Raw genomic sequence first — 25463 nt, forward strand, 5'->3', positions numbered from 1 at the left:
CAGCTAACGTCCTTTGTATCTTAGTCAGGAGTAGTGATGAGTATTCGAGTAATTATTGCCGGGTTTAAGGGAAAGATGGGCCAAGCTGCTTGTCAGATGGTCTTGGCTGATCCAGACTTGGACTTGGTCGCAGTTTTGGATCCTTTTGAGTCTGAGTCAGAATGGCAAGGGATTCCTGTCTTTAATGATAAGGCTGATTTAGCCGGGTTTGAAGCGGATGTCTGGGTAGACTTTACTACACCAGCCGTTGCCTACGAAAATACACGCTTTGCTCTTGAAAATGGCTTTGCTCCAGTAGTTGGAACAACAGGATTCACTAGTGAAGAAATTACTGAACTAAAAGCATTTTCCCGTGAACAAGATTTGGGTGGCTTGATTGCTCCTAACTTTGCCTTGGGAGCTGTCTTGCTTATGCAATTTGCGGCGCAGGCTGCCAAATATTTCCCAAATGTAGAGATTATCGAGCTCCATCATGACAAGAAAAAAGATGCTCCGAGCGGAACAGCCATTAAAACGGCTGAGTTAATGGCGGAAGTTCGAGAGTCTATTCAGCAAGGTGCGCCTGATGAGGAAGAATTGATTGCAGGTGCTCGCGGTGCTGACTTTGATGGCATGCGCATCCACTCGGTCCGTCTACCAGGCTTGGTAGCCCATCAGGAAGTCATCTTTGGAAATCAGGGAGAAGGATTGACTCTCCGGCATGACTCCTATGATCGCAGCTCCTTCATGACAGGGGTCAATTTGGGAATTAAAGAAGTTGTCAAGCGTCATGAGCTTGTCTATGGATTAGAACACTTATTATGAGATTAACGCAAATGCCTTCTGAATTTCAGAAGGCTTTACCAGTATTAGAAAAAATTAAAGAAGCAGGCTTTGAGGCCTATTTTGTTGGGGGCTCCGTCAGAGATGCCCTCCTCAATCGTCCCATCCATGATGTGGATATCGCGACTTCTTCCTATCCAGAGGAGACCAAGCAGATTTTTCCACGAACAGCTGATATTGGAATCGAGCACGGAACCGTCTTAGTTTTAGAAGGGGACGAGGAGTATGAGGTAACCACCTTTCGGACCGAAGATGTCTATGTGGACTATCGCAGGCCCAGCGCGGTTTCCTTTGTGCGTTCGCTAGAAGAGGACCTCAAGCGCCGTGATTTTACAGTCAACGCCTTTGCCTTGGATGAGACAGGCGAAATCATTGACTTGTTCCATGGTTTAGAAGATTTGGAAAACCAAGTCTTGCGAGCAGTTGGAGTAGCTAGTGAGCGTTTTAACGAGGATGCTCTGCGGATTATGCGTGGTTTCCGTTTTCAGGCCAGTCTCGGTTTTAAAGTTGAGTCAGAAACTTTTGAGGCGATGAAGACTTTGACGTCGCTTTTGGAGAAAATTTCTGTAGAGCGCACCTTCGTTGAGTTTGATAAACTCTTGCGGGCACCTTTTTGGCGAGTGGGTCTGTCTTCCATGATTGAGAGTCGAGCTTATGACTATCTTCCAGACATGGCAGGAAGCCGGGACAAGCTCAACAAACTGTTTGATTTGGAGAATGATTTCACTTTTGAATCCTCCGAACAAGCTTGGGCGGCTCTGTTGTGGGCTTTGGAGATTAAAGATGCACAGCCATTTTTGAAGGCATGGAAAACCTCACGCCAGTTTGCCAAGCAGGTTCAGGATTTGCTGACCATTTTGGCTTTGCGAGAAGAAGGAGAGCTGAGCAAGCGTGATTGTTATCGCTTTGACTTGGATTTACTTTTACAGGCTGAAAATCTTCGTCAGGCCCAAGGAAAAGAAGTCAATCCACAAGCCATCACAGAAACTTACCAGAGTTTGACCATTCATGACAAGAAAGAAATTCAGATTAACGGTGGAATTTTGATTAAGGAATATGGTTACCAGCCAGGACCAGACTTGGGAGAGATTTTAACAGAGATTGAGTTTGCCATTGTCGATGGAGAATTGGAAAATGATCGTCAAGCAATCCATGCTTACCTGAGGGAGAAAAAATGAGTGATTTTATCGTTGAAAAACTAAGCAAATCCATCGGTGACAAGACCGTTTTTAAGGATATTTCTTTTATCATCCATGACTTGGACAGAATCGGTCTGATTGGTGTCAATGGGACTGGTAAGACCACTCTGTTAGATGTCCTTTCTGGTGTTTCTGGCTTTGACGGGGATGTCAGTCCTTTTTCAGCTAAGAATGACTATAAGATTGGCTACTTGACTCAGAATCCAGATTTTGATGATAGCAAGACAGTTTTGGACACGGTTCTCTCCAGCGACCTCAAGGAAATCCAGTTGATTCGTGAGTATGAGTTAATCATGCTCAACTACAGTGAGGACAAGCAGGCTCGTTTGGAACGGGTTATGGCAGAGATGGATTCTCTTCAAGCCTGGGAAATTGAAAGCCAGGTCAAGACGGTCCTCAGCAAACTAGGTATTCAGGACTTGTCCACTCCAGTTGGGGAACTGTCAGGTGGTCTGAGAAGACGGGTTCAGTTGGCGCAAGTTCTCCTAGGAAACCACGACCTCTTGCTTCTGGACGAGCCGACCAACCATCTGGACATTGCGACCATTGAGTGGCTAACCCTCTTTTTGAAAAATTCCAAGAAGACCGTTCTCTTTATCACCCACGATCGTTATTTCCTAGATGCGCTGTCAACGCGGATTTTCGAGTTGGACCGAGCAGGCTTGACCGAGTATCAGGGGAATTATCAGGACTATGTTCGCCTAAAGGCGGAACAGGATGAGCGTGATGCGGCCCTTCTCCATAAAAAGGAACAACTTTATAAGCAAGAATTGGCCTGGATGCGCAGACAACCGCAGGCGCGTGCGACCAAGCAGCAGGCTCGTATTAATCGTTTCCATGATTTGAAAAAGGATGTTTCAGTAGGTGCTGCTGAGACAGACTTGACCATGAACTTTGAAACCAGTCGGATTGGGAAAAAAGTCATCGAGTTTCAGAATGTTTCCTTCGCCTATGAAAACAAGCCCATTTTGCAAGATTTCAACCTCTTGGTGCAGGCCAAAGACCGTATCGGAATTGTTGGGGACAATGGTGTTGGGAAGTCAACCCTGCTTAATCTGATTGCAGGAAATCTTGAGCCGACTGAAGGACAAGTTGTGATTGGAGAAACAGTTCGCATCGCCTATTTCTCTCAGCAAATTGAGGGCTTGGATGAGAGCAAGCGCGTTATCAATTACTTGCAGGAAGTAGCAGAAGAGGTTAAGACTAGTGGCGGTTCTACGACTTCCATTGCAGAGTTGCTAGAGCAGTTCCTTTTCCCACGTTCAACCCATGGAACCTTGATTGAGAAATTGTCAGGTGGCGAGAAAAAACGTCTTTATCTTCTCAAATTGCTCCTGGAAAAACCCAATGTTCTTCTTTTGGATGAGCCGACCAATGACCTAGATATTGCAACTTTGACAGTTTTGGAGAATTTCTTGCAGAGTTTTGCAGGCCCTGTCTTGACAGTTAGCCATGACCGCTATTTCCTGGATAAGGTAGCGACCAAGATTCTCGCTTTTGAGGATGGAAAGATTCGTCCTTTCTTTGGTCATTACACAGACTATCTTGACGAAAAAGCCTTTGAAACAGAGATAGCCAATCAAGTGCAAAAGGCCGAAAAGGAGAAAGTGGTCAAAGTTCGAGAGGACAAGAAACGCATGACTTACCAAGAAAAGCAGGAGTGGGCAAGCATTGAAGGCGATATTGAAACATTGGAAGGTCGTATCGCTGCTATTGAAGAAGAGATGCAGGCAAACGGCTCTGACTTTGGCAAACTAGCGACCCTTCAGAAAGAACTAGACGAGAAGAATGAAGCCTTGCTGGAAAAATATGAACGCTATGAATACCTAAGTGACTTTGATAGTTAGGTGAATAGAAAAATCCTGTCATTACGACAGGATTTTTCTATTCTTCTTTTTTAGTTTCCTGGTGGAAAATATTTTGCCAAGTCTCATGGCGACGCCAGATACTGGTATGGATGATACCATCTAACACATAGCAAATGAGCTTGGTTTTCTGACTAATGGAGGTAATCTGAATGTCCTTAATTGCAGCTTTAAGTTCTTTTTCAGCCTTATAGGCCTCTTTATCCATCTGCTCTCCATCTTGACGGATATAGATAAAGTCCTCAGCAAGGAGTTCTTCTAGTTGGTTTCCTTGGTCAATCAATTGCTCGCGCATGAGTAGTTTTTTGTAGACATTGTCTAAGATTTCATCCTCGGGTATAGGAGCAGGTTCGATATGGACATCGGTGTCAAATACTCCAAAACGCTCTTCTAGCATGGATTCGACCTGGTCTGCAATTTCGTGACTTTCATAGACTGATAAATCAGGATTCATCTCCAGCGTGATATCAAGGTAGATATTGCTACCATAGGTGCGACCTCTTTGGGACTTAACCTTACTAATCTTTGGAATCTCCATGATGGCCTTCTGGTAGTCCTCTAGCAGACGTTCATCAAAACCATCTGAAAGACTGAAGGAAGACTCGATAAAGATATCATAGGCTGTCTTTAAGATAAAGAAGGTGATGATGATAGCGACCAGTTTATCCACGATTGAATAATTAAAACTGCTGGCTAGAATGGCAATAGAAGTCCCAAGCGAGGTAACAGCATCGGAAAGATTGTCCTTGGCGGCAGCCTTGAGCGCCTTGGACTTGGATTTTTTACTGAGGCGAGTATTATAGAGATAAACGGCAAACATGACCGCCGCAGAGACGACTCCGAGAGTTGCACCCAGAGGGTCGATAACTGTCTGTTCCCGACTGAGGATTTTCTGAATGGTGTCCCGAAGAACATCAAAGCCAACGTAGAACATGATGATGGAAGTAATCAAACTAGCCAAATCTTCAATCTTCCAGTGACCGAAACGATGGTCACGGTCTGCAGGCTGGCGTGCCATCCGAATGCCAATCAGAAGAGCAACATTTCCGATAATATCAGATACGTTGTTGAAACCATCCGCTACCAAACTGGAAGAATGTAGGAGGTGGCCAGTCGCTAATTTTGCCGCAGACAAGAGGAGGTAGGTCGAAATGCTGATAATGGCTCCACGTTCTGCCAATTTGAGATTTGACATGGATTGGTTCATCGGGCTTCCTTTCTAGGCATATAGTATTCTACCATTATACTGGTTTTCAAGGGAAAATTCAAATTTAGTCTTGTTTCATCGGATTTAAACCCTTGAAAAATGTTCAAATTTTGATATAATAGTACTACTCAAGGGAGTAGCTGGCAGAAACCTGTGATAGTGTCGTCATTCCGAATTGTATACTGAAAAGTATGTTTTCCGGCACTATCTTAAACAGCGAGACTTGTTATGATTAACAGGTCTCTTTTTGTTTGTCATAAAACTAAAAGAGAACTTGTTTTGCACACAATGTCAAGGAGGAGACACATGTCAAAAGAACAAAAACGCCAAGCGTTTTACACTCAAAGTCCTGAAGAGGTCTTGAAGTCAGTTGAAGCAACTGAACAGGGTCTTTCGTCAAGCGAAGCGCAGAAACGTCTAGCTGAATATGGACGCAATGAACTGGAAGAGGGTGAGAAAAAATCACTCCTAGTCAAGTTTATCGAGCAATTTAAGGATTTGATGATTATCATCCTAGTTGCTGCGGCTATCTTGTCAGTCGTAACTTCTGGTGGGGAAGATATCGCAGATGCCATCATTATCCTAGCCGTGGTTATCATCAACGCTGCCTTCGGTGTTTACCAAGAAGGAAAAGCAGAAGAAGCCATCGAAGCCCTCAAGTCTATGTCTAGTCCAGCTGCTCGCGTTATTCGTGATGGGCATATGGCTGAGATTGATTCAAAAGAATTGGTACCAGGTGATATCGTTGCTCTTGAAGCAGGTGACGTGGTGCCAGCAGACCTACGATTGCTAGAAGCTAATTCTCTTAAAATCGAAGAAGCAGCTTTGACAGGTGAGTCTGTTCCAGTCGAAAAAGACTTGACTGTCGAGCTCTCTGCAGATGCTGGTATTGGTGACCGTGTCAATATGGCCTTCCAAAACTCAAATGTGACTTATGGTCGTGGTCTTGGCGTTGTTGTCAATACAGGTATGTACACGGAAGTGGGTCATATCGCTGGCATGCTCCAAGATGCGGATGAGACGGATACACCACTCAAACAAAACTTGAACAACCTTTCTAAGGTCTTGACCTATGCAATTTTGGTCATTGCCCTTGTTACTTTTGTAGTCGGAGTCTTCATTCAAGGTAAAAATCCACTTGGTGAGTTGATGACATCTGTTGCGCTTGCTGTTGCAGCCATCCCAGAAGGACTTCCTGCTATCGTGACCATCGTTCTTGCCCTTGGTACTCAAGTTTTGGCAAAACGAAACTCTATCGTTCGTAAGTTGCCAGCAGTTGAAACACTTGGTTCAACTGAGATCATCGCTTCTGATAAGACTGGTACGCTTACCATGAACAAGATGACAGTCGAAAAAGTCTTCTATGATGCAGTCCTACATGATTCAGCTGATGATATTGAACTAGGTCTTGAAATGCCTCTTCTTCGTTCTGTTGTTTTGGCTAATGATACTAAGATTGATGCAGAAGGAAACCTGATTGGGGATCCAACGGAAACAGCCTTCATCCAGTATGCCTTGGACAAGGGCTATGATGTTAAAGGATTTTTAGAGCAATATCCTCGTGTAGCTGAGTTACCATTTGACTCAGATCGTAAACTCATGTCAACGGTTCATCCATTACCAGATGGTAAATTCCTCGTAGCAGTCAAGGGAGCCCCTGACCAACTTTTGAAACGTTGTGTTGCTCGTGATAAGGCTGGAGATGTTGCTCCGATTGATGAGAAAGTTAATGACTTAATTCACACAAACAACTCTGAAATGGCTCACCAAGCCTTGCGTGTTCTTGCGGGTGCTTATAAGATTGTAGACAGCATTCCAGAAAACCTGACTTCTGAAGAGCTTGAAAACAACTTGATCTTTACTGGATTGATTGGAATGATTGACCCTGAACGTGCCGAAGCAGCAGAAGCTGTTCGTGTCGCTAAGGAAGCGGGAATCCGTCCAATCATGATCACTGGTGACCACCAAGATACAGCGGAAGCCATTGCCAAACGTTTGGGAATCATCGATGAAAATGACTCGGAAGACCATGTCTTGACTGGTGCTGAACTCAACGAACTTTCAGATGAAGAATTTGAAAAAGTCGTTGGTCAATACTCTGTCTACGCGCGTGTATCTCCAGAACACAAGGTTCGTATCGTCAAGGCTTGGCAAAAACAAGGTAAGGTTGTTGCTATGACAGGTGACGGTGTTAATGATGCGCCAGCTCTGAAAACAGCCGATATCGGTATCGGTATGGGAATCACTGGTACAGAGGTTTCTAAGGGGGCTTCTGACATGATTCTTGCAGATGATAACTTTGCGACCATTATCGTCGCAGTTGAAGAAGGACGCAAGGTCTTCTCAAACATTCAAAAGACTATTCAGTACTTACTTTCTGCCAATACTGCTGAAGTATTAACTATCTTCTTATCAACCTTGTTTGGTTGGGATGTCCTACAGCCAGTTCATCTCTTGTGGATCAACTTGGTAACAGATACCTTCCCAGCTATCGCTCTAGGTGTTGAGCCTGCTGAGCCTGGTGTCATGAACCATAAACCACGTGGACGCAAGGCAAGCTTCTTCTCAGGTGGTGTTTTGAGTTCTATCATTTATCAAGGTGTACTCCAAGCAGCTATTGTTATGAGTGTTTATGGCCTTGCGATTGCTTACCCAGTTCACGTGGGTGACAATCATGCTATTCACGCAGATGCCCTCACTATGGCCTTTGCAACACTTGGTTTGATCCAGCTCTTCCATGCCTACAACGTCAAGTCTGTTTACCAATCCATCTTGACAGTCGGACCATTCAAGTCTAAGACCTTCAACTGGTCTATCTTGGTATCCTTCATCCTCTTGATGGCAACAATCGTTGTAGAACCGCTTGAAGGTATCTTCCACGTAACCAAACTAGACTTGTCTCAATGGGGTATTGTTCTAGCTGGAAGCTTCTCAATGATACTTATCGTCGAAATCGTTAAGTTTGTTCAACGTAAACTTGGTCTTGATAAGAACGCGATTTAAAAAGAAAGTCATCTTCGGATGGCTTTTTTTGCATTTGAGAGAAAGGACTAGGAGTTGCTCCCTTTTGTGCTATAATAAAGTAAAGTAGCAAGGAGTGAAAGAGAATGGAAAAGAAAATTGTCCGAGATGTCTTATTCTTGTCGCAGGTCTCGAAACCTGCAAGTCAGGAAGACCTTTATCTGGCTAAGGATTTGCAGGATACCCTGCTGGCTAATCGCGAGACCTGTGTCGGTCTGGCAGCCAATATGATTGGTGTGCAGAAGCGTGTCATTATCTTTAATCTTGGCTTGGTTCCCATGGTCATGTTTAACCCCATTCTCCTTTCCTATAAAGGACCTTACGAGACAGAGGAAGGTTGTTTGTCTTTGACTGGGGTGCGACCAACAACTCGCTATGAAACGATTACGGTTTCCTATCGTGATAGTAAGTGGGAGGAACAGACCATTACGTTAACAGGTTTTCCAGCTCAGATCTGCCAACATGAACTGGATCATTTGGAAGGACGGATTATTTAGGAGGAACTCAGATGAAACGCATACTTTTTGAACTTGTTTTTATCGCAACGACTTGGTATATCTTTTTGCCGCCACTTAATCTTACTAGTTGGGAATTCATCTTCTTTCTTTGTGGGCATCTGGTGGTGATGGGAATTTTGTTTAGTTTCCGCAAGGATACCAACCTCCTCAAGACAGTTCACCTACGTCATGGCAAGGCTGCCAAAGATCTCAATCTAGAAGGATTCCTTTTTACCAAACTTAGTAGAGGATTGTTTCTGACTGCAGCTATCATCTTTGTCCTTGCTGGTCTGGTAAGCCTAGTAACCTCTAGCTTTTTCCAAGCAAAAAATTATGCTAATGTAGTGTCTATCACAGAAAAAGACTTTAAAGATTTTCCTAAGAGTGATACCAGTAAGGTTCCAATCCTAGATCGGAGCACTGCAGAAAAGATTGGAGACCGTTATCTAGGCTCTCTGACGGATAAGGTCTCCCAGTACGTAGCAGCAGATACTTATACTCAGCTGACGGTTGATGGCAAACCCTATCGGGTGACCCCTTTGGAGTATGCCGACCCGATCAAATGGTTTAATAATCAGTCCAAGGGAATTGGAGAGTATATCAAGGTTGATATGGTGACAGGAAATGCGGAATTGGTGGATTTAAAAACGCCCATGAAGTATTCAGACTCTGAGTATTTTAACCGAGACGTCAAACGCCATCTTCGGATTAAGTACCCAACCAAGATTTTTAAAACGCCCTCCTTTGAGGTGGATGATGAAGGCAATCCCTTCTATGTAGCAACCGTTTATCAAAAGCAGTTTGGTCTAGGAGTCCCGCGTCCTTCATCTGTTATTATCTTAGATGCCACCAATGGAGAAACCAAGGAATACAGCTTGGATGAAGTCCCAGAATGGGTGGATCGTGTCTATCCAGCTGAAGAAACCATCGAGCAAATCAACTACAACGGCAAGTATAAAGACGGCCTCTGGAATGCCTTGATTTCTAAGAAAAACGTTACCCAAACGACAGAAGGCTATAACTATCTTTCTATCGGAAATGACATTTATCTCTACACTGGGGTGACTTCAGCCAACGCTGACGAAAGTAATCTAGGATTTATCCTTGAAAATATGCGCACTGGTGAAATCACCAAGTACAATCTAGCTTCAGCAACCGAAGAATCTGCCCGTGCTTCTGCAGAGGGAGCAGTGCAAGAGAAGGCCTACAAGGCTACCTTCCCTATTCTTGTCAATCTCAATGACAAACCGCTCTATATCATGGGCTTGAAGGACAATGCAGGCTTGGTCAAGGAGTATGCATTGGTCGATGCCGTGGAGTACCAAAACGTCATCGTAGCAACTACGGTAGATGAACTCCTCAGCAAGTATGCCAATAAAAATGACCTCGAGTTGGATAATGAAACGGTAGAAAACATCAAGGGTATCGTCTCAGACCTTAAATCAGCTGTCATCAAGGGTGATACCGTCTACTTCTTTAAAGTTGATGGCAAGATTTATAAGGTCAAGGCTTCCGTGTCAGACGACCTTCCTTACCTCGAAAATGGCCAATCCTTCGAAGGTCAAGTTGGAAAAGATAACTATCTCAAGACCTTTAAAGTACAATAATACTCTTCGAAAATCAAATTCAAACTACGTCAGCGTCGCCTTGCCGTACTCAAGTACAGCCTGCGGCTAGCTTCCTAGTTTGCTCTTTGATTTTCATTGAGTATAAAAATAGGTTTTCTCAGTTCAAGGAGAAAAAAGATAAATTCTTATCTATCTTAACAAGCTTAGCTGGCACAGCCCTTGTTCTCGCGGCTATCTGGTTAGGATGGACAAAATAAACAGAGAAACCTCGGTATGAACCGAGGTTTTTAAGATGAAATTCTTGGTCGTGGTTGAAAAATATGCTACACTAACAATATGAAAATTTTAATCCCAACAGCAAAAGAAATGAACACAGACCATCCTTGTATCGAAGCGCTCCCCTTGAGGGAAGAAAGTCAGGTAGTCCTTGACTCACTGGCGCACTACTCAGCCAGTGAATTAGAGACTTTTTATAAGGTATCTGCCGAGAAAGCAGAAGAAGAGTACGCTCATATTCAAGCTTTAAAAGATCACAGGGCTAAACATTATCCAGCCTTGAAACTTTTCGATGGTCTCATGTATCGTCACATCAAACGAGATGAGTTAACCAAGGCTGAACAAACCTATCTTGAAAATCATGTCCTAATTACCTCGGCTTTATACGGTGTTGTCCCCGCCTTGTCGCCCATGGCTCCTCACCGTTTGGATTTCTTGATGAAGTTAAAAGTTGCTGGGAAGACTTTAAAGAGTCATTGGAAGTCAGCCTACGATGAGGCACTAGAGGATGAGGATTTGATATTCTCACTCCTATCATCAGAGTTTGAAACCGTATTTTCGAAGGAAATTAGAGAAAAGATGGTGACCTTCAAATTTATGGAGGACAAGGCAGGCCAGCTGAAAATCCACTCAACCATTTCAAAAAAAGCCCGTGGTGCCTTTTTAACCGCCTTGATAGAGGGGCAAGTCCATACAGTCGAACAAGCTCGCAAGCTCCGCTTTGCCGGCTTTGACTACCGACCTGATTTATCCAGTGACTTAGAACTCGTCTTTGTGAAACAAGCATAAAACCAGCTCATTCGAGCTGGTTTTTGCTGGATTAGTTGATGGCTGCAAGAAGGTCGTCAGCTTGTTTTGCAAGTGATGAAGCAGTTGCTTCTTCTAACACCAATTTTCCGTCTGCCCAAGCAGAGTCATTGACACGAGCAGCTGTAAAGTCACCAACGACTTGTGTACGGATAAATGGCAAGAGGTCTTTGTAAATAGCAAAGAGTTGATCGTGACCGGCATTGGCTACAGATGAGACAGTAACAAACTTGTCTTGGAGGGCAGAAGCTCCACGTGTATCAGACAAGTCAAGAGCACGCGAGAGCCAGTCAAGCAAGTTCTTCACTGTTCCAGGGATAGAGAAGTTGTAGACTGGAGAGAAAATCCAGATGGCATCCGCAGCAAGGACTGCTTCACGAGCAGCAGCTACAGCTGGATGAGTTGGAACTTCCAAATCTTGGCTGAAGAGAGGAACAGCTGAGTAATCAAGATAGCTAACTTCTGCTTTTCCAGCAAGTGCTTTTTCAGCTTCGAGGGCCATTTGGTGGTTGAAAGAACCTTGGCGTAGTGAACCGACGATAAATAATACTTTTTTAGACATGATGTGTCTCCTTTAGTTTAAAATTCAAAGAGCGAACTCTTTTGTTACCATCCATGTTACAACAAATGATACTAATTAGCAATAATTTTGCTCACAAATTTTTAAATTTTTTTAAAATCTGGATTAAGTCTTCCTTTTCGCCATCTTCCAAGATGCTGAGTGCTTCTACAATCGAATCGATATGGTCAGGAAGAACCTCCTCGATTTTTCTGCGTCCTGCAGGTGTTAATTTCAGGAAAAAGGAGCGACGATCCTTGGGGTCGCAAGTTCTAGAAATCCATCCATCTCGAACCATATTTCGAATGACAACAGTCATGTTTCCAGAAGTGGCTAGCATTTTTTCAATCAAATCCTGAATGCGCAGTTCCCCCTTGCTATAGAGGGTTTCCAAAACTGAAAATTGGGTGGGTGTTAGCCCGTGTTCTTTAGCAGCCTTGGCTTCATATGGTTTAAAAGTCCGTATGGCTTTATTAAGGACGATAGCCGTTTTTAAGTCTAGTTGATTATCGGAAATTTTCTCTTTCAAATATTGTTTCATAAGGTTATTTTATCAATAATGAGAGAGAAAAACAAGAACTTATATTTTATAGGAAAAGATTCTTAGAATGTTCCTGTCTTCACTTGTAATAAAAGAGGAGAGATGGTAAAATAGACGAGTGAAACTAAGACAGAAAAAAGCAAAAAACAAGCTACTTTTACAGTATGGAATCGGCATTGCTCTGGTACTACTAGTCATGACCACTTCCTTCCTTTATCTGATATCACTCAGCATGAAACCCTATCAAGATGCTAGAGTTGAGGGAGAAAAACTAGCCAAGCAGTATGCAGAATTGGAAAAGGCAGATCAGGTTGATTTCTATAATGGACTAGAAGGTTATTACAGCGTTCTGGGACATAATAAAAAGCAAGAGGCCATTGCCGTACTGATTGAAAAGAATGACCACAAGATTTATGTTTATCAGCTTGATAAAGGGATTTCTCAAGACAAGGCAGCGACGATTTCGAGGGAAAAAGGAGCTAGCGACATCGACAAGATTACTTTTGGTCGCTATCAGGACAAGCCGATTTGGGAAGTCAAGTCAGGAAATCAGTACTATCTGGTCGACTTTGAAACAGGAGCAGTGATCCAATAAGGAGGGCATATGAAACTATCCAAACGTGTACTAGAAATGGAAGAAAGCGTCACTCTAGCCAGTGATGCAAGAGCCAAAGCATTAAAAGCTCAGGGAAAAGATGTTCTTTTCTTAACCTTGGGACAGCCTGATTTTCATACTCCTGAAAACATTCAAGATGCAGCGATAGAAGCGATTCGAGATGGACGAGCTTCCTTCTATACAGTTGCTTCAGGCCTACCAGAGTTAAAAGCGGCGGTTAATACCTATTTTGAACGCTATTATGGCTATTCCGTAGCGGCAAACGAGGTTACCTTTGCCACTGGTGCCAAGTTCTCTCTCTACACCTTCTTTATGGCTGTGGTCAATCCAGGTGATGAAGTCATCATCCCTACACCGTACTGGGTCAGCTATGGAGATCAGGTCAAGATGGCAGAAGGTGTGCCAGTCTTTGTCCAGGCTAAGGAAGATAATCACTTTAAAGTAACAGTAGAGCAGCTAGAAGCAGCCCGAACAGATAAGACCAAGGTCTTAGTTCTCAATTCACCATCGAATCCAACCGGTATGATATACTCTCGTGAGGAACTCTTGGCCATCGGAAATTGGGCTGTTGAACATGATGTCCTTATCCTAGCAGATGATATTTACGGTCGTCTGGTTTATAACGGAAACGAATTTGTTCCAATCTCTAGTTTGTCAGAAGCTATTCGCAAGCAAACTATCGTGATTAACGGTGTATCTAAGGCCTATGCCATGACTGGTTGGCGGGTAGGTTATGCTGTGGGAAATCCTGAAATTATCGCTGCCATGAGCAAGCTAACAGGACAAACGACTTCCAATCTGACAGCAGTATCTCAATATGCAACGATTGAGGCGCTGACTGGACCGCAAGACTCTGTTGAAACCATGCGCCAGGCTTTTGAGGAGCGTTTGAATACCATTTATCCTCTCTTGTGCCAAGTGCCAGGATTTGAAGCTGTCAAGCCCCAAGGAGCTTTCTACCTCTTCCCAAATGTTAAAAAAGCGATGGAGATGAAGGGGTATACCGATGTGACAGAGTTTACAACAGCTATCCTCGAAGAAGTCGGCCTTGCCTTGATTACAGGAGCTGGATTTGGAGCACCAGAAAATGTTCGTCTCAGCTATGCCACAGACTTGGATACATTAAAAGAAGCTATTCGTCGCTTGCATCAATTTATGGAAAAATAAAACTTAGAATCTTCGTCTTTTTAGCGAAGATTTTTTGTAACGAAAATCTCGCGATTTTTCTCTAGTAGAACCTAGCTATCGCAGTCTATTTATGGTAAAATAGTGGGTAATAATGTCTTCGGACAAGTTAAACGAAAAAAGGAAGATAGATTATGACAAAACGTGTAACAATTATCGATGTAAAAGACTACGTTGGTCAAGAAGTGACCATCGGAGCCTGGGTTGCCAACAAATCTGGAAAAGGGAAAATTGCCTTCTTGCAATTGCGTGATGGAACAGCCTTCTTCCAAGGTGTAGCCTTTAAACCAAACTTTGTAGAAAAATTTGGTGAAGAAGTGGGGTTAGAGAAGTTTGATACGATTAAACGCCTAAGCCAAGAGACTTCTGTTTATGTGACAGGGATTGTCAAAGAAGACGAGCGTTCTAAGTTTGGCTATGAGCTCGATATCACAGACATCGAAGTGATCGGTGAATCTCAAGACTATCCAATCACTCCAAAAGAACACGGCACAGACTTCTTGATGGACAACCGTCACTTGTGGCTTCGCTCTCGTAAGCAAGTAGCGGTTATGCAAATCCGTAACGCGATTATCTATGCGACTTATGAGTTTTTCGACAAGAACGGCTTCATGAAATTTGATAGCCCAATTCTTTCAGGAAATGCGGCAGAAGATTCAACAGAACTCTTTGAAACAGACTACTTTGGAACTCCAGCCTACTTGAGCCAATCAGGTCAGCTTTACCTAGAAGCAGGGGCTATGGCTCTTGGCCGTGTCTTTGACTTTGGTCCAGTATTCCGTGCTGAAAAATCAAAAACACGCCGTCACTTGACTGAGTTCTGGATGATGGATGCTGAGTACTCCTACCTGACACACGATGAATCACTTGACTTGCAAGAAGCTTACGTAAAAGCCCTTCTTCAAGGTGTACTTGACCGTGCTCCCCAAGCCTTGGAAACTTTGGAACGTGATACAGATCTTTTGAAACGCTACATTGCAGAGCCATTCAAACGCATCACTTACGATCAAGCCATTGACCTCTTGCAAGAGTATGAGAATGATGAAGATGCTGACTATGAGCATTTGGAGCATGGAGATGACTTTGGTTCACCACATGAAACCTGGATTTCAAACCACTTTGGTGTGCCAACATTTGTCATGAACTACCCAGCAGCTATCAAGGCCTTCTACATGAAACCAGTTCCTGGAAATCCAGAGCGCGTGCTTTGTGCAGATTTGCTTGCACCAGAAGGCTATGGAGAAATCATCGGTGGTTCTATGCGTGAGGAAGACTATGATGCCCTTGTCGCTAAGATGGAAGAACTTGGTATGGATCGTACAGAGTATGAATTCTACCTTGACCTTCGTAAATACGGCACAGTTCCACACGGAGGATTTGGTATCGGTATCGAACGTATGGTAACCTTCGCAGCTGGAACAAAACACATCCGTGAAGCCATTCCATTCCCACGTATGTTGCATCGTATCAAACCATAAAACAAATCCAAACGCCCTTAGGGCGTTTTTTCAAAGTAGAAGAAAGAAGAGGTGGAGAACATGTAAAGCACAGCTTAACAAGTGACAAACACAAAGATACAAATACACTTGTTAAAGGAGAAACTATGTTTAAACGAAATTACCGGAAGAATATCGGTCTCATGGCTGGTGTGGAATTTTTTGCTTTTCTGGGCATTACCAGCTTTTGGATTCTATTTCTCAGTCAAAACGGGATGTCGCTTTGGCAGATTGGCTTATTGGAAAGTATTTTTCATGCCACCAGTGTCATCTGTGAAATTCCCTCGGGAATGTTAGCTGACCGCTATTCCTATAAAACCAATCTATATTTAAGTCGAATAGCTGGGATTGCCTCGTCTATTCTCATGTTAGCAGGGCAAGGTAATTTTTGGATTTACGCACTCGCTATGGTGGTGAGTGCCTTGTCTTATAATTTTGATTCGGGGACGAGTGCAGCCATGGTTTATGATTCGGCTGTGGAGGCTGGATTAAAAGAGCGCTACTTGTCTATCTCCAGTTTTATGTCAGGAGTCGCAGAAGGGACTCGGTCTTTGGGGACCGTTTTAGCGGGATTTTTTGTCCATGGTCAATTGCACTTGACCTACTATATCATGATTGTTACTTCTATAATCGTTCTTTTCCTAACTTGGATGCTAAAAGAGCCTAGTGTTAAAGCGCAAAAATCTGAGCGCCTGACGATGAAAAAAATAATCTGGACTGTCAAAGAGGAGTTGCGTAGAAACCCTAGTCTTTTTAGTTGGATGATTCTTTCCCAAATCATCGGAACACTGATGTGCATGTTTTATTTTTACTATCAAAATCAACTGCCTGACTTAGAAGGGTGGCAGATTTCGATGGTCATGTTGATGGGCAGTGTTTTGAATATCTGGGCAGTTTATCTAGCAAGTAAGATTGGAAAGAAGTATTCAGCCTTAAAACTCTTTCCCATTCTTGTACTCTTGACGGGAGGAACTTATTTGCTTTCCTACTTTGGTACGCCACTGATTTACATTTTGGTTTATTGGGTCAGTAACGCCTTATATGCTCTCTTTCAACCGATTTTTGATAATGATTTACAAAAGCGACTCCCAAGTGAGGTACGGGCAACCATGCTAAGTGTCTACTCTATGATGTTCAGCCTAAGCATGATTATCATTTTTCCTCTGACGGGATGGTTGATTGACTATCTAGGATTTGTAGTAGCCTTCCTTTACTTAGGGCTCATTTTAGTACTAGCCAGCTTTTTGCTATTTTTCATTTTGAAAGAGATGGCCGGAGCTTTGAAACTGAAAGAGGAAGTTATTTATAAGTAATAAAGTTATTTTTTAACTTTTATTTTTTTACTTGCTATCTATCAGTTTTTCTAGTATAATGGTTTATTGTGAGCGAACCTCACTTACCCCTTGCAAAGACTGGGGGTCATTAGACCAAAAGGAGGAACATATCAATGGCTAAATACGAAATTCTTTATATCATTCGTCCAAACATTGAAGAAGAAGCGAAAAACGCTTTGGTAGCACGTTTTGACTCTATCTTGACTGACAACGGTGCAACTGTTGTTGAATCAAAAGACTGGGAAAAACGTCGTCTTGCATACGAAATCCAAGATTTCCGTGAAGGACTTTACCACATCGTTAACGTTGAAGCTAACGACGACGTAGCTCTTAAAGAGTTTGACCGTCTTTCAAAAATCAACGCTGACATTCTTCGTCACATGATCGTCAAACTTGACGCGTAAGAAGGTAGATTATGATTAACAATGTTGTACTTGTAGGGCGTATGACGCGTGACGCTGAGTTGCGTTATACCTCATCAAATGTAGCAGTTGCGACTTTTACTCTTGCAGTAAACCGTACATTTAAGAGTCAAAATGGCGAACGTGAGGCTGATTTTATCAATGTCGTTATGTGGCGTCAACAGGCTGAAAATCTTGCTAATTGGGCTAAAAAAGGCTCTCTTATCGGGATCACAGGCCGTATCCAGACTCGTAGTTACGATAACCAGCAAGGACAACGTGTTTACGTAACAGAAGTCGTGGCGGATAATTTCCAAATGTTGGAAAGTCGCGGAGTGCGTGAAGGACATTCAGGTGGCGCTTATTCTGCACCAACTGCTGTTCAATCAGCACCTGCAAACCCAGTACCAGACTTTTCACGTTCTGAAAATCCATTTGGAGCAACAAATCCATTGGACATTTCAGATGATGATTTACCATTCTAATGGACAATTAATACTATAAAGGAGAAAAAACATGGCTCAACAACGTCGTGGCGGATTCAAACGCCGTAAAAAAGTTGATTACATCGCAGCAAACAAAATTGAATATGTTGATTACAAAGATACTGAGCTTCTTAGCCGTTTCGTTTCAGAACGTGGGAAAATCCTTCCTCGTCGTGTAACAGGAACTTCAGCTAAAAACCAACGTAAAGTAACAACAGCTATCAAACGCGCTCGCGTAATGGCTTTGATGCCTTTCGTAAACGAAGATTAAAGAAAAGACCCTTACGGGTCTTTTTTTCACGAGCATGGAAATGAGAGAGCGAGTTGGGTCCAGTGGACCTCTTTTTCATGAGCTTGAAAATAAGAAAGCGAATTAAGACCCTTACGGGTCTTTTTTTACGAGCATGGAAATGAGAGAGCGAGTTGGATCCGGGGGACCTCTTTTCATGAGCTCGGAAACAAGAAAGCGAATTAAGCTCCTTACTGTGAACAATCAAAAGCAGATATTTTGGGGTCTAGTAGGATTCTATTTTTAGTTTGACAGCTCTTTCTTTTCCTTTTTATCACTATTATCGTGCTATAATAGTGAGAGAAGGCTTTTAAGGAGTACCTTATGGAAACAACGTGTCTGATTAGAAAAATGCAAACATCTGATGTTAAAGAACTATCCCAAGGTTTTATCAATCAAGGTTGGCCAAGTAGAGAGGAGATTTTAACTCAATACTTTAAGGAGCAAGAAAGTGAGGAGAGAGAAGTCTTAGTTGCAGAGGTTGAGGGTGCTGTAGCGGGTTACATTACGATTTTACCCGATGCTAAGCAGGGTCCCTTTGCTGGAATGGCTCCAGAACTTTCAGACTTCAATGTCTTCGAGCCCTTTCAAAATCAAGGTATTGGAAATCTCTTGCTGGAAGAAGCAGAAAAACGAGTTAGGCTCATATCGGATAAGGTGACCCTTGGTGTTGGGCTCCATTCAGGGTATGGACCTGCCCAGAGATTGTACATCAAACGAGGCTATATTCCAGATGGGACGGGTGTTTGGTATCAGAACCATCAACCGGCCATGAATGCAGTTTGTGAAGATATCGGTGACCTTGTTTTATATCTGTCAAAAAATTTGTTTTAAGACAAATTTTATAAGGTTTAAATTTTAAATATAGTAAACAATCATAGTCCCTTTTTCATTCGAAAAAGGGATTTTTTTGTTTGAAATTGTTTGATTTATTCCTCAAATTGGTAAAATATAATTGTTTGAATTATCAAGTTAAAAATAAATATCGAAAAAAACATATAAGGTTTAGTTTTTTTAAATACGGATTCTTTTAAAAAGTCTTAAAATTTCCTAAAATAAGGCTTTTTAAAGGTTGTAAATAATATTGTTACAAAAAGGTTACAAATTGTTAAAATTAAATTAAATGCAATAATATAATTTGGGAAAAATTTGACATATAAATTAATTGACGGTAAAATAACTAAGATAATCAAATTAATTGATTTGCGCAATAATTCGATATAAAGATTAATCTGATGTGTCAAGTTTTATTATAGTAGAAGGATAGCATAATGAAGAAACTGAAAGTGATGGTTGTTTTTGGAACACGACCAGAAGCTATTAAAATGGCCCCTTTAGTGTTATAATTGCAAAAACATAGTGACAGCATTGAGACGATCACAGTTGTGACAGCTCAGCACCGTCAAATGCTGGATCAAGTTCTTGAAACGTTTCGCATCGAGCCACATTATGACCTGGATATTATGGGGAAAAATCAATCCCTTTTAGATATTACTGGAAAAATTTTAGAAAAGTTTGATCCAGTTGTTAAGCAAGAACTTCCAGATATAATTCTTGTTCATGGAGATACAACGACAACTTTTGCAGCAAGCTTAGTTGCTTTCTATAATCAGGTGCGTATCGGCCATGTTGAAGCTGGCCTAAGGACCTTTGATAAGTATTCTCCTTTCCCAGAAGAGATGAATCGTCAGATGACTGATAACTTAGCGGATCTTTATTTTGCTCCAACTAGTGAGAGTAAAGAAAATCTCCTCAAGGAAAATCACCCTGAGTCTGCTATTGTCATTACGGGAAATACAGCCATTGATGCATTGAAACTAACCGTTCAATCGGATTACTATCATGAAGTTCTAGATCAATTGGATCCAGATAAGAAACTTGTATTGGTAACCATGCACCGTCGTGAGAATCAAGGTCAACCAATGAGAAATGTCTTTGCAGCTTTACGTGAGATGGTCGATCTTCATCAGGAAATTGAAGTTGTTTATCCTGTTCACCTTAGCCCTGCTGTGCAAGAAGCAGCAAACGATATCTTATCTGGTCACGATCGTATTCACTTGATCGAGCCTTTAGATGTACTTGATTTTCATAATTTGGCTTCAAGAAGCTATTTTATCATGACTGACTCTGGAGGTGTTCAAGAAGAGGCGCCTTCTCTCGGCAAACCTGTCCTTGTTCTTCGTGACACTACGGAACGTCCAGAAGGAGTAAGAGCAGGTACGTTGAAGCTAGTTGGTACGGATCCAGTACGTGTGAAAGAAGCGATGGTAGCACTCTTAACAGATGAAACTCTTTATAGACAAATGTCTCAGGCACCAAATCCTTATGGAGATGGAAGAGCCTCTGAACGAATCGTACAATCCATTCAACAGTACTTTGGGGCAGCGACTTCTGTGTCTGAATTCAAAGGGGGGAAATAAGATAAAATGAAAAATTGGAGTCAATTTAAAAACTGGCTTATGGCTTTGCTTGCTTGTGAGGTCATTCTTTTGGTGCTTTGTTTTTTGTATGCTCGAGCAATCATTTTAGAACAAATCTTGTTTTTAGCTTTAGCCTTGTTTGCAGTGTTGGTATTATCTGACCTTTTACTTACTTGGACCCTTATCTTAGCATTTGGTTTTGGACTTATCGTTTTGGTTGCGGGTGTGGTTTATATCCCAATCATTCAACTGATCTTCTTATTAATCAGTTTTCCAATTTTGATTGGGATTCTACTTAAGGTTCGTTATTATTTCTTCAAGGTGATCTCAAAGGTCCAAGAACAGGAGGACGAAGCTCGAGCAGATTACCAAGCTATGGTCACTGAACAAAGTGATGTTACGGTTCAATCTTTATTGATTCATTGGGCACATGAAGATTTGTTCTTCCAGATTAAACCAAAAGAACATAACCAGATGCTCAGTCGTATTCAAGAGGTAATTGCTCAGGAATTGAGTTACAACGATAAGCTCTATTACGTTTCGGATGGTAATTTTCTCGTTCTATCGAGTACTAACCAATATTCTTTGAAGGAACTTTATTTGAATGGTTTGCAGGAGAAACTAAGCAGTTTAGTTTTTCATGGAGAAGATGGCAATCAAGGAATTCAGTTCCAAACAGGCTATTTGGTGATTAACTCTGATAATAAAGATAAATACCAAGACTACGCAGATGTTGCCAGTCATCTCAAACGTCAACTAGAGACAGATGTAATTGTAGAATATTAGGAGGGAAACATGACTTTAACCGAACTATTTTTTGGTATTGCTTTGGGACTCAGTCTCGCCTTTGGCATTTGTTTTATCATACTATTTATTGCATACAATATTCTTTACCATCGAGTGAACAAAAATTTTAAGGCGGTGAATCATGATTAGTCAAATGTTAATGATTTTTACCTTGCTTACAATTTGGATTTCTCTAGCTTGGGGCTTGGTAATTCTCTTTTCGGCAGTACACTTTTGGTTTAAACACAGTGATTTTCGTGTAGACACTTCGCCACTACCTTATTATCCGAAGGTTACCATTGTTGTTCCTGCTCATAATGAGGATGTGGTTATTGCCCAAACGGCAAAAGCTATCTTGGACATGAATTATCCTCACGACCGTGTGGAGTTGCTCTTGTTTGCGGATAACTGTTCGGACAATACCTATGCAGAATGTTTGTCTGTACAAGCCATGCCTGAATATGCAGGAAGAAATCTGACTATTATCGACCGTACTGGTACGGGAGGAAAAGCGGGCGTTCTAAACGATGCTTTGGAGATGGCAACAGGCGAATACATCTGTGTTTATGATGCAGATGCTATGCCTGAAAAGAACGCCCTTTATTTCCTTGTCAAAGAAGTGATGAAGGACCCAGAACGCCACGTGGCATCTTTCGGCCGCAACAAGACTCGAAACGCCAATCAAAATTTCTTGACTCGTTGTATCAACCAGGAAATCGTTGTTACTCAGCGCGTGCACCACGTTGGGATGTGGCATCTCTTTAAAATTGGGCGTATTCCAGGAACCAACTTTATCATTCAAACCGACTTTGTAAAGAGTATCGGTGGTTGGAAAAATGGTGCCTTAACCGAGGATACCGATATTTCCTTCAAAATTATGCAGAGTGGTAAATTGATTGCCCTTGCCTATAATTCAGAGGCTTTCCAACAAGAACCTGAGACCTTAAAGAGTTACTATATGCAACGGAAACGCTGGGCAAAAGGAAATTACGAAGTTGTTCTCTCAAACTTTAAGCATCTATTTGGCAGAGCAAACTGGCGCGTTAAACTAGAAGTCTTTAACTATTCTTGTGTTTTCTTTTGGTTTAACTTTGCCATTGTCCTATCGGATTTGATTTTCCTAGCGAATGTGCTAGCGATCTTCCTTAATCTTTTCTTCCCAGATGTCAGGGTTCCATTTGCTTTTGATGCGGACAATATCTACATCGCCCAGCTCATGCTCTTCAACTGGATTCTCATGATTGGTCTTTATCTGATGCAAATTATGACAGCATTGGCAAGTCAATTTGGACAAGCTACTACAAAGCAAATCTGGTTGGCTTTGGCTGCCTATTTCACTTATGCACAGATGTTTATCGTTGTTTCCATTGATTCCATTTCTTCGATCGTGCTGGATAAAGTACTCCGACGAAAAGAAACCAAGTGGGTTAAAACCAAACGATTTGCAGGATAGGAGGTTCTATGAAAACGAATAAATTAAAATATGTCTGGTTTGTGCTCATCCTTTCTATCTTTTGTTTAGCCTTGTTTTTAGCAAGAGGAAGGACTAAAATAGAGATGCGGAATCGAATTTACAGCCAATGGAGCCAACAGTTCCTTGTTACAAAAGGCGATCAGTCTTATGTTCGTACGACGAGTGATTCGGAGGGAACAACAGTTCTATCTGAAGCCCAAAGTTACGGCATGCTCATAACGGTTTTAGCAGCCCAAAAAGGGCAAGCAAGTCAAGCAGATTTTGAGAGTCTTTATCGCTATTATCAAAATCATCGTATTGAGGGAACGCAGTTGATGTCTTGGAAGCAAGTGATCACAAATGATAGCGAAACGGTCGAGAAACAAAATGCAACTGATGGAGATCTCTATATCGCTTATTCTTTAATTGAAGCTGCCAAACAGTGGCCAGATAAGGCGCAGGAATACCAAGAGCAAGCTAAAAAAATCTTGGATGATATCCTTAAGTACAACTACAATGAAGAGACAGGTGTTTTAACAGTAGGAAACTGGGCAAACAAGGATTCTGATTATTATTACTTGATGCGGACGTCTGATACCCTTCCCCACTATTTCCAGTCTTTCTATGACCTGACTGGGAATAAACAGTGGTTAGACATTAAGGATAAGATGCTTGGGCAATTGGAGCAAATCAGTTCTCATTCTGATACGGGTCTCTTGCCAGACTTTATCTGGGCTGAGAAGTCAGGGGCACGCCTTGTTGATGCCAATACTATCGAATCTCAATACGATGGAGCGTATTCTTATAACGCTTGTCGTTTGCCTTATCACTTGTCACAGAGCCAGGATGAAAGAAGCCAAAAACTCGTTCAAAAGATGATGGATTTCTTTATGAAAGAGCAACGCATTTATGCTGGATATGACTTGAATGGATCTGCCCTCAATCAATACCAGGCAGGTAGTTTCTTGGCACCGATTACCTATGCATCTGACAAGGGAGAAGGTTATCTAAAACTTCTTCAGCAAAATAAATACATTTTCACACAAGATTTACCTTTGGACAACTACTATGATGCAACGATGATTACCATGATTGCTCTAGAGATGTTCTAGGATGAAAAGAGAGGGCTAGTTTTACTGGCTCTCTTTTTGATAGGATTTTCATCTTTTTTCAAAAAGGGAATTTCATCAGCTTTATGGTATAATGGAAAGAGTGATAAAAAAGAGGTAGAGAGATGGATGCAAAATTAAAATACAAGGCAAAGAAGATTAGAATTGTCTTTTTTGACATTGATGATACCTTGCGTACGTCAAAGACGGGCTTTATTCCAGCTACAATTCCCACTGTTTTTAAGCAGTTGCGAGAGAAAGGGATTTTAACAGGTATCGCCTCTGGGCGAGGTATTTTCGGTGTTGTTCCAGAGATTCTAGAGCTCAAACCGGACTTTTTTGTAACCCTAAATGGGGCTTATATAGAAGATAAAAAAGGCCAGGTCATTTATCAGCATCAGATTGACAAGTCAGATGTTGAGGAGTACATTTCTTGGACGAAGGACGAGGGAATTGAGTACGGCCTGGTTGGTAGTCATGACGCCAAACTCTCCACGCGAACAGAACTGATCAGTGAGGCGATTGATCCGATTTATCCAAACTTGGATGTGGATCCTAACTTCCATGAAAAAGCAGATATTTACCAGATGTGGACCTTTGAGGATAAAGGGGATGACTTGCACCTACCAGAGTATTTATCAGATAAACTTCGCATGGTGCGTTGGCATGAACATTCATCTGATATCGTGCCGATTTCAGGATCCAAAGCAACTGGTGTAGCCAAGGTTGTAGAACATCTAGGCTTGAAACCAGAAAATGTTATGGTCTTTGGGGATGGTCTCAATGACTTGGAACTCTTTGATTATGCTGGAATCAGCGTTGCTATGGGTGTTTCCCATGATAAAATCAAAGAAAAAGCAGATTATATTACAAAAACAGTAGAAGAAGATGGCATTTTTGATGCCTTAGAAGGATTTGGTATGGTAGAAAAAGAATTGCATTTTCCACAAGTAGAAATTGAAACAGTAGAAGGTCCGTTGGCGACTATTAAGACAAATCACGGAGACTTACGTATCAAGCTCTTCCCTGAGCAAGCTCCCAAAACAGTAGCCAACTTTGTTGCTCTGTCAAAAGACGGTTACTATGATGGTGTGATTTTCCACCGCATTATCAAGGACTTTATGATCCAAGGTGGAGACCCAACTGGTACTGGTATGGGCGGAGAGTCCATTTATGGTCAAGCTTTTGAAGATGAATTTTCAGAAGAACTTTACAATATCCGTGGTGCTCTTTCTATGGCCAATGCTGGTCCAAATACCAATGGTAGCCAGTTCTTTATCGTCCAAAATCAACACTTGCCATACTCTAAGAAAGAGATTGCACGTGGTGGTTGGCCCGAACCAATCGCTGAGATTTATGCAGAGCAAGGAGGAACTCCTCACCTTGACCGCCGCCATACTGTTTTTGGGCAATTGGTAGATGCTGAATCTTTTGCTGTCTTAGATACCATTGCATCTGTTGAGACTGGAGCGATGGATAAACCAGTTGAAGATGTAGTAATTGAAACGATTGAAATTGAGGACTAGG

Annotated in this window: 23 protein-coding genes and 1 pseudogene; 21 read left to right on the plus strand and 3 right to left on the minus strand. The window is 42.0% G+C overall.

Annotated features, from left to right (window positions below):
- The first annotated feature begins 36 nt into the window (after positions 1 to 36).
- Genes dapB through DB729_RS04420 form a run of 3 tightly spaced genes read left to right on the plus strand, consistent with a single transcriptional unit; the run spans position 37 to position 3868 of the window.
- Positions 37 to 804 (plus strand): 4-hydroxy-tetrahydrodipicolinate reductase, encoded by a 768-nt coding sequence (dapB, locus tag DB729_RS04410; RefSeq protein WP_000027878.1) that lies wholly within the window; start codon positions 37 to 39, stop codon positions 802 to 804.
- Positions 801 to 2000 carry a CCA tRNA nucleotidyltransferase gene (locus DB729_RS04415; protein ID WP_109290154.1) on the plus strand — a complete coding sequence of 400 codons (1200 nt, stop codon included), beginning with the start codon at positions 801 to 803 and terminating at the stop codon, positions 1998 to 2000. Before dapB ends, DB729_RS04415 begins: the two co-directional genes overlap by 4 nt.
- A complete protein-coding gene (locus DB729_RS04420; protein ID WP_109290153.1) occupies positions 1997 to 3868 on the plus strand; it encodes an ABC-F family ATP-binding cassette domain-containing protein in 1872 nt (623 codons plus the stop codon). The genes DB729_RS04415 and DB729_RS04420 overlap by 4 nt, the downstream gene beginning before the upstream one ends.
- 37 nt (positions 3869 to 3905) lie before the next feature.
- On the opposite strand, the gene mntE is transcribed toward DB729_RS04420, so the two are convergent.
- Positions 3906 to 5093: a CDF family manganese efflux transporter MntE gene (gene mntE, locus DB729_RS04425; protein WP_109290152.1), complete on the minus strand. Its 1188-nt coding sequence runs from the start codon at positions 5091 to 5093 to the stop codon at positions 3906 to 3908.
- Between the two features lie 306 nt (positions 5094 to 5399).
- Between mntE and DB729_RS04430 the strand changes: the two genes are divergently transcribed.
- From DB729_RS04430 to yaaA, 5 genes are all read left to right on the plus strand, one after another.
- Positions 5400 to 8096, plus strand: coding sequence for a cation-translocating P-type ATPase (locus tag DB729_RS04430; RefSeq protein WP_000032435.1), 2697 nt, complete (start codon positions 5400 to 5402; stop codon positions 8094 to 8096).
- Between the two features lie 104 nt (positions 8097 to 8200).
- The gene (locus tag DB729_RS04435; protein WP_000412252.1) at positions 8201 to 8611 is read left to right on the plus strand and encodes a peptide deformylase; all 411 of its coding nucleotides are present in this window, start codon (positions 8201 to 8203) and stop codon (positions 8609 to 8611) included.
- Between the two features lie 11 nt (positions 8612 to 8622).
- A complete protein-coding gene (locus DB729_RS04440; RefSeq protein WP_084878688.1) occupies positions 8623 to 10218 on the plus strand; it encodes a hypothetical protein in 1596 nt (531 codons plus the stop codon).
- An 86-nt stretch (positions 10219 to 10304) separates the two neighbouring features.
- On the plus strand, positions 10305 to 10436 hold the full coding sequence (locus DB729_RS04450; RefSeq protein WP_002878149.1) for a DUF3953 domain-containing protein: 132 nt from the start codon (positions 10305 to 10307) through the stop codon (positions 10434 to 10436).
- 79 nt (positions 10437 to 10515) lie between these two features.
- A complete protein-coding gene (yaaA, locus tag DB729_RS04455) occupies positions 10516 to 11244 on the plus strand; it encodes a peroxide stress protein YaaA (RefSeq protein WP_000697764.1) in 729 nt (242 codons plus the stop codon).
- Between the two features lie 31 nt (positions 11245 to 11275).
- Here yaaA and DB729_RS04460 read toward each other — a convergent pair whose 3' ends face one another.
- Together DB729_RS04460 and DB729_RS04465 are read right to left on the minus strand one after the other, a co-directional pair.
- On the minus strand, positions 11276 to 11824 hold the full coding sequence (locus DB729_RS04460; RefSeq protein WP_000039632.1) for an NADPH-dependent FMN reductase: 549 nt from the start codon (positions 11822 to 11824) through the stop codon (positions 11276 to 11278).
- Positions 11825 to 11915: 91 nt separating this feature from the next.
- Positions 11916 to 12362 carry a MarR family winged helix-turn-helix transcriptional regulator gene (locus tag DB729_RS04465; protein WP_000816316.1) on the minus strand — a complete coding sequence of 149 codons (447 nt, stop codon included), beginning with the start codon at positions 12360 to 12362 and terminating at the stop codon, positions 11916 to 11918.
- Between the two features lie 118 nt (positions 12363 to 12480).
- Here DB729_RS04465 and DB729_RS04470 point away from each other — a divergent pair, with 118 nt between their 5' ends.
- The 13 genes and pseudogenes from DB729_RS04470 (at position 12481) to DB729_RS04530 (ending at position 25462) form a co-directional block, all read left to right on the plus strand.
- Complete coding sequence (locus tag DB729_RS04470) at positions 12481 to 12957, plus strand: cell wall elongation regulator TseB-like domain-containing protein (protein WP_057489463.1); 477 nt, start codon at positions 12481 to 12483, stop codon at positions 12955 to 12957.
- Positions 12958 to 12966: 9 nt separating this feature from the next.
- The gene (locus DB729_RS04475) at positions 12967 to 14145 is read left to right on the plus strand and encodes a pyridoxal phosphate-dependent aminotransferase (RefSeq protein ID WP_109290151.1); all 1179 of its coding nucleotides are present in this window, start codon (positions 12967 to 12969) and stop codon (positions 14143 to 14145) included.
- A 152-nt stretch (positions 14146 to 14297) separates the two neighbouring features.
- Positions 14298 to 15641 carry an asparagine--tRNA ligase gene (gene asnS, locus DB729_RS04480; RefSeq protein ID WP_109290150.1) on the plus strand — a complete coding sequence of 448 codons (1344 nt, stop codon included), beginning with the start codon at positions 14298 to 14300 and terminating at the stop codon, positions 15639 to 15641.
- A gap of 125 nt (positions 15642 to 15766) precedes the next feature.
- A complete protein-coding gene (locus DB729_RS04485; RefSeq protein WP_057489460.1) occupies positions 15767 to 16972 on the plus strand; it encodes an MFS transporter in 1206 nt (401 codons plus the stop codon).
- A 134-nt stretch (positions 16973 to 17106) separates the two neighbouring features.
- Positions 17107 to 17397 carry a 30S ribosomal protein S6 gene (gene rpsF / locus DB729_RS04490; protein WP_001151775.1) on the plus strand — a complete coding sequence of 97 codons (291 nt, stop codon included), beginning with the start codon at positions 17107 to 17109 and terminating at the stop codon, positions 17395 to 17397.
- Between the two features lie 11 nt (positions 17398 to 17408).
- Complete coding sequence (locus tag DB729_RS04495) at positions 17409 to 17879, plus strand: single-stranded DNA-binding protein (RefSeq protein WP_109290149.1); 471 nt, start codon at positions 17409 to 17411, stop codon at positions 17877 to 17879.
- A 31-nt stretch (positions 17880 to 17910) separates the two neighbouring features.
- Positions 17911 to 18150 carry a 30S ribosomal protein S18 gene (gene rpsR / locus DB729_RS04500; protein ID WP_000068664.1) on the plus strand — a complete coding sequence of 80 codons (240 nt, stop codon included), beginning with the start codon at positions 17911 to 17913 and terminating at the stop codon, positions 18148 to 18150.
- Positions 18151 to 18492: 342 nt separating this feature from the next.
- Entirely contained in the window at positions 18493 to 19002 is a 510-nt protein-coding gene (locus tag DB729_RS04505; protein ID WP_109290148.1) for a GNAT family N-acetyltransferase, read from the plus strand.
- A gap of 437 nt (positions 19003 to 19439) precedes the next feature.
- Positions 19440 to 20588: pseudogene (gene wecB, locus DB729_RS04510) on the plus strand (non-hydrolyzing UDP-N-acetylglucosamine 2-epimerase).
- Positions 20589 to 20594: 6 nt separating this feature from the next.
- Positions 20595 to 21374 (plus strand): hypothetical protein, encoded by a 780-nt coding sequence (locus tag DB729_RS04515; RefSeq protein ID WP_109290147.1) that lies wholly within the window; start codon positions 20595 to 20597, stop codon positions 21372 to 21374.
- Between the two features lie 142 nt (positions 21375 to 21516).
- Positions 21517 to 22827, plus strand: coding sequence for a glycosyltransferase family 2 protein (locus DB729_RS04520; RefSeq protein ID WP_109290146.1), 1311 nt, complete (start codon positions 21517 to 21519; stop codon positions 22825 to 22827).
- Between the two features lie 8 nt (positions 22828 to 22835).
- Complete coding sequence (locus tag DB729_RS04525; protein WP_109290145.1) at positions 22836 to 23939, plus strand: family 8 glycosyl hydrolase; 1104 nt, start codon at positions 22836 to 22838, stop codon at positions 23937 to 23939.
- A gap of 122 nt (positions 23940 to 24061) precedes the next feature.
- Entirely contained in the window at positions 24062 to 25462 is a 1401-nt protein-coding gene (locus DB729_RS04530; protein ID WP_109290144.1) for a bifunctional Cof-type HAD-IIB family hydrolase/peptidylprolyl isomerase, read from the plus strand.
- The last annotated feature ends 1 nt before the right edge of the window (position 25463 follow it).

It is taken from the genome of Streptococcus halitosis (genome assembly GCF_003143695.2).
Taxonomy (GTDB): Bacteria; Bacillota; Bacilli; order Lactobacillales; family Streptococcaceae; genus Streptococcus; species Streptococcus halitosis.

What these genes read in the sequence shown, in the direction of transcription:
- DB729_RS04440 (WP_084878688.1), top strand. Translation starts at nt 8,623, where the DNA reads ATGAAACGCATACTTTTTGAACTTGTTTTTATCGCAACGACTTGGTAT.
- DB729_RS04415 (WP_109290154.1), top strand. Translation starts at nt 801, where the DNA reads ATGAGATTAACGCAAATGCCTTCTGAATTTCAGAAGGCTTTACCAGTA.
- DB729_RS04505 (WP_109290148.1), top strand. Translation starts at nt 18,493, where the DNA reads ATGGAAACAACGTGTCTGATTAGAAAAATGCAAACATCTGATGTTAAA.
- DB729_RS04465 (WP_000816316.1), bottom strand. Translation starts at nt 12,362, where the DNA reads ATGAAACAATATTTGAAAGAGAAAATTTCCGATAATCAACTAGACTTA.
- dapB (WP_000027878.1), top strand. Translation starts at nt 37, where the DNA reads ATGAGTATTCGAGTAATTATTGCCGGGTTTAAGGGAAAGATGGGCCAA.
- DB729_RS04515 (WP_109290147.1), top strand. Translation starts at nt 20,595, where the DNA reads ATGAAAAATTGGAGTCAATTTAAAAACTGGCTTATGGCTTTGCTTGCT.
- yaaA (WP_000697764.1), top strand. Translation starts at nt 10,516, where the DNA reads ATGAAAATTTTAATCCCAACAGCAAAAGAAATGAACACAGACCATCCT.
- rpsF (WP_001151775.1), top strand. Translation starts at nt 17,107, where the DNA reads ATGGCTAAATACGAAATTCTTTATATCATTCGTCCAAACATTGAAGAA.
- mntE (WP_109290152.1), bottom strand. Translation starts at nt 5,093, where the DNA reads ATGAACCAATCCATGTCAAATCTCAAATTGGCAGAACGTGGAGCCATT.
- DB729_RS04430 (WP_000032435.1), top strand. Translation starts at nt 5,400, where the DNA reads ATGTCAAAAGAACAAAAACGCCAAGCGTTTTACACTCAAAGTCCTGAA.
- asnS (WP_109290150.1), top strand. Translation starts at nt 14,298, where the DNA reads ATGACAAAACGTGTAACAATTATCGATGTAAAAGACTACGTTGGTCAA.
- DB729_RS04520 (WP_109290146.1), top strand. Translation starts at nt 21,517, where the DNA reads ATGATTAGTCAAATGTTAATGATTTTTACCTTGCTTACAATTTGGATT.
- DB729_RS04495 (WP_109290149.1), top strand. Translation starts at nt 17,409, where the DNA reads ATGATTAACAATGTTGTACTTGTAGGGCGTATGACGCGTGACGCTGAG.
- DB729_RS04420 (WP_109290153.1), top strand. Translation starts at nt 1,997, where the DNA reads ATGAGTGATTTTATCGTTGAAAAACTAAGCAAATCCATCGGTGACAAG.
- DB729_RS04530 (WP_109290144.1), top strand. Translation starts at nt 24,062, where the DNA reads ATGGATGCAAAATTAAAATACAAGGCAAAGAAGATTAGAATTGTCTTT.
- DB729_RS04475 (WP_109290151.1), top strand. Translation starts at nt 12,967, where the DNA reads ATGAAACTATCCAAACGTGTACTAGAAATGGAAGAAAGCGTCACTCTA.
- DB729_RS04525 (WP_109290145.1), top strand. Translation starts at nt 22,836, where the DNA reads ATGAAAACGAATAAATTAAAATATGTCTGGTTTGTGCTCATCCTTTCT.
- DB729_RS04460 (WP_000039632.1), bottom strand. Translation starts at nt 11,824, where the DNA reads ATGTCTAAAAAAGTATTATTTATCGTCGGTTCACTACGCCAAGGTTCT.
- DB729_RS04435 (WP_000412252.1), top strand. Translation starts at nt 8,201, where the DNA reads ATGGAAAAGAAAATTGTCCGAGATGTCTTATTCTTGTCGCAGGTCTCG.
- DB729_RS04485 (WP_057489460.1), top strand. Translation starts at nt 15,767, where the DNA reads ATGTTTAAACGAAATTACCGGAAGAATATCGGTCTCATGGCTGGTGTG.
- rpsR (WP_000068664.1), top strand. Translation starts at nt 17,911, where the DNA reads ATGGCTCAACAACGTCGTGGCGGATTCAAACGCCGTAAAAAAGTTGAT.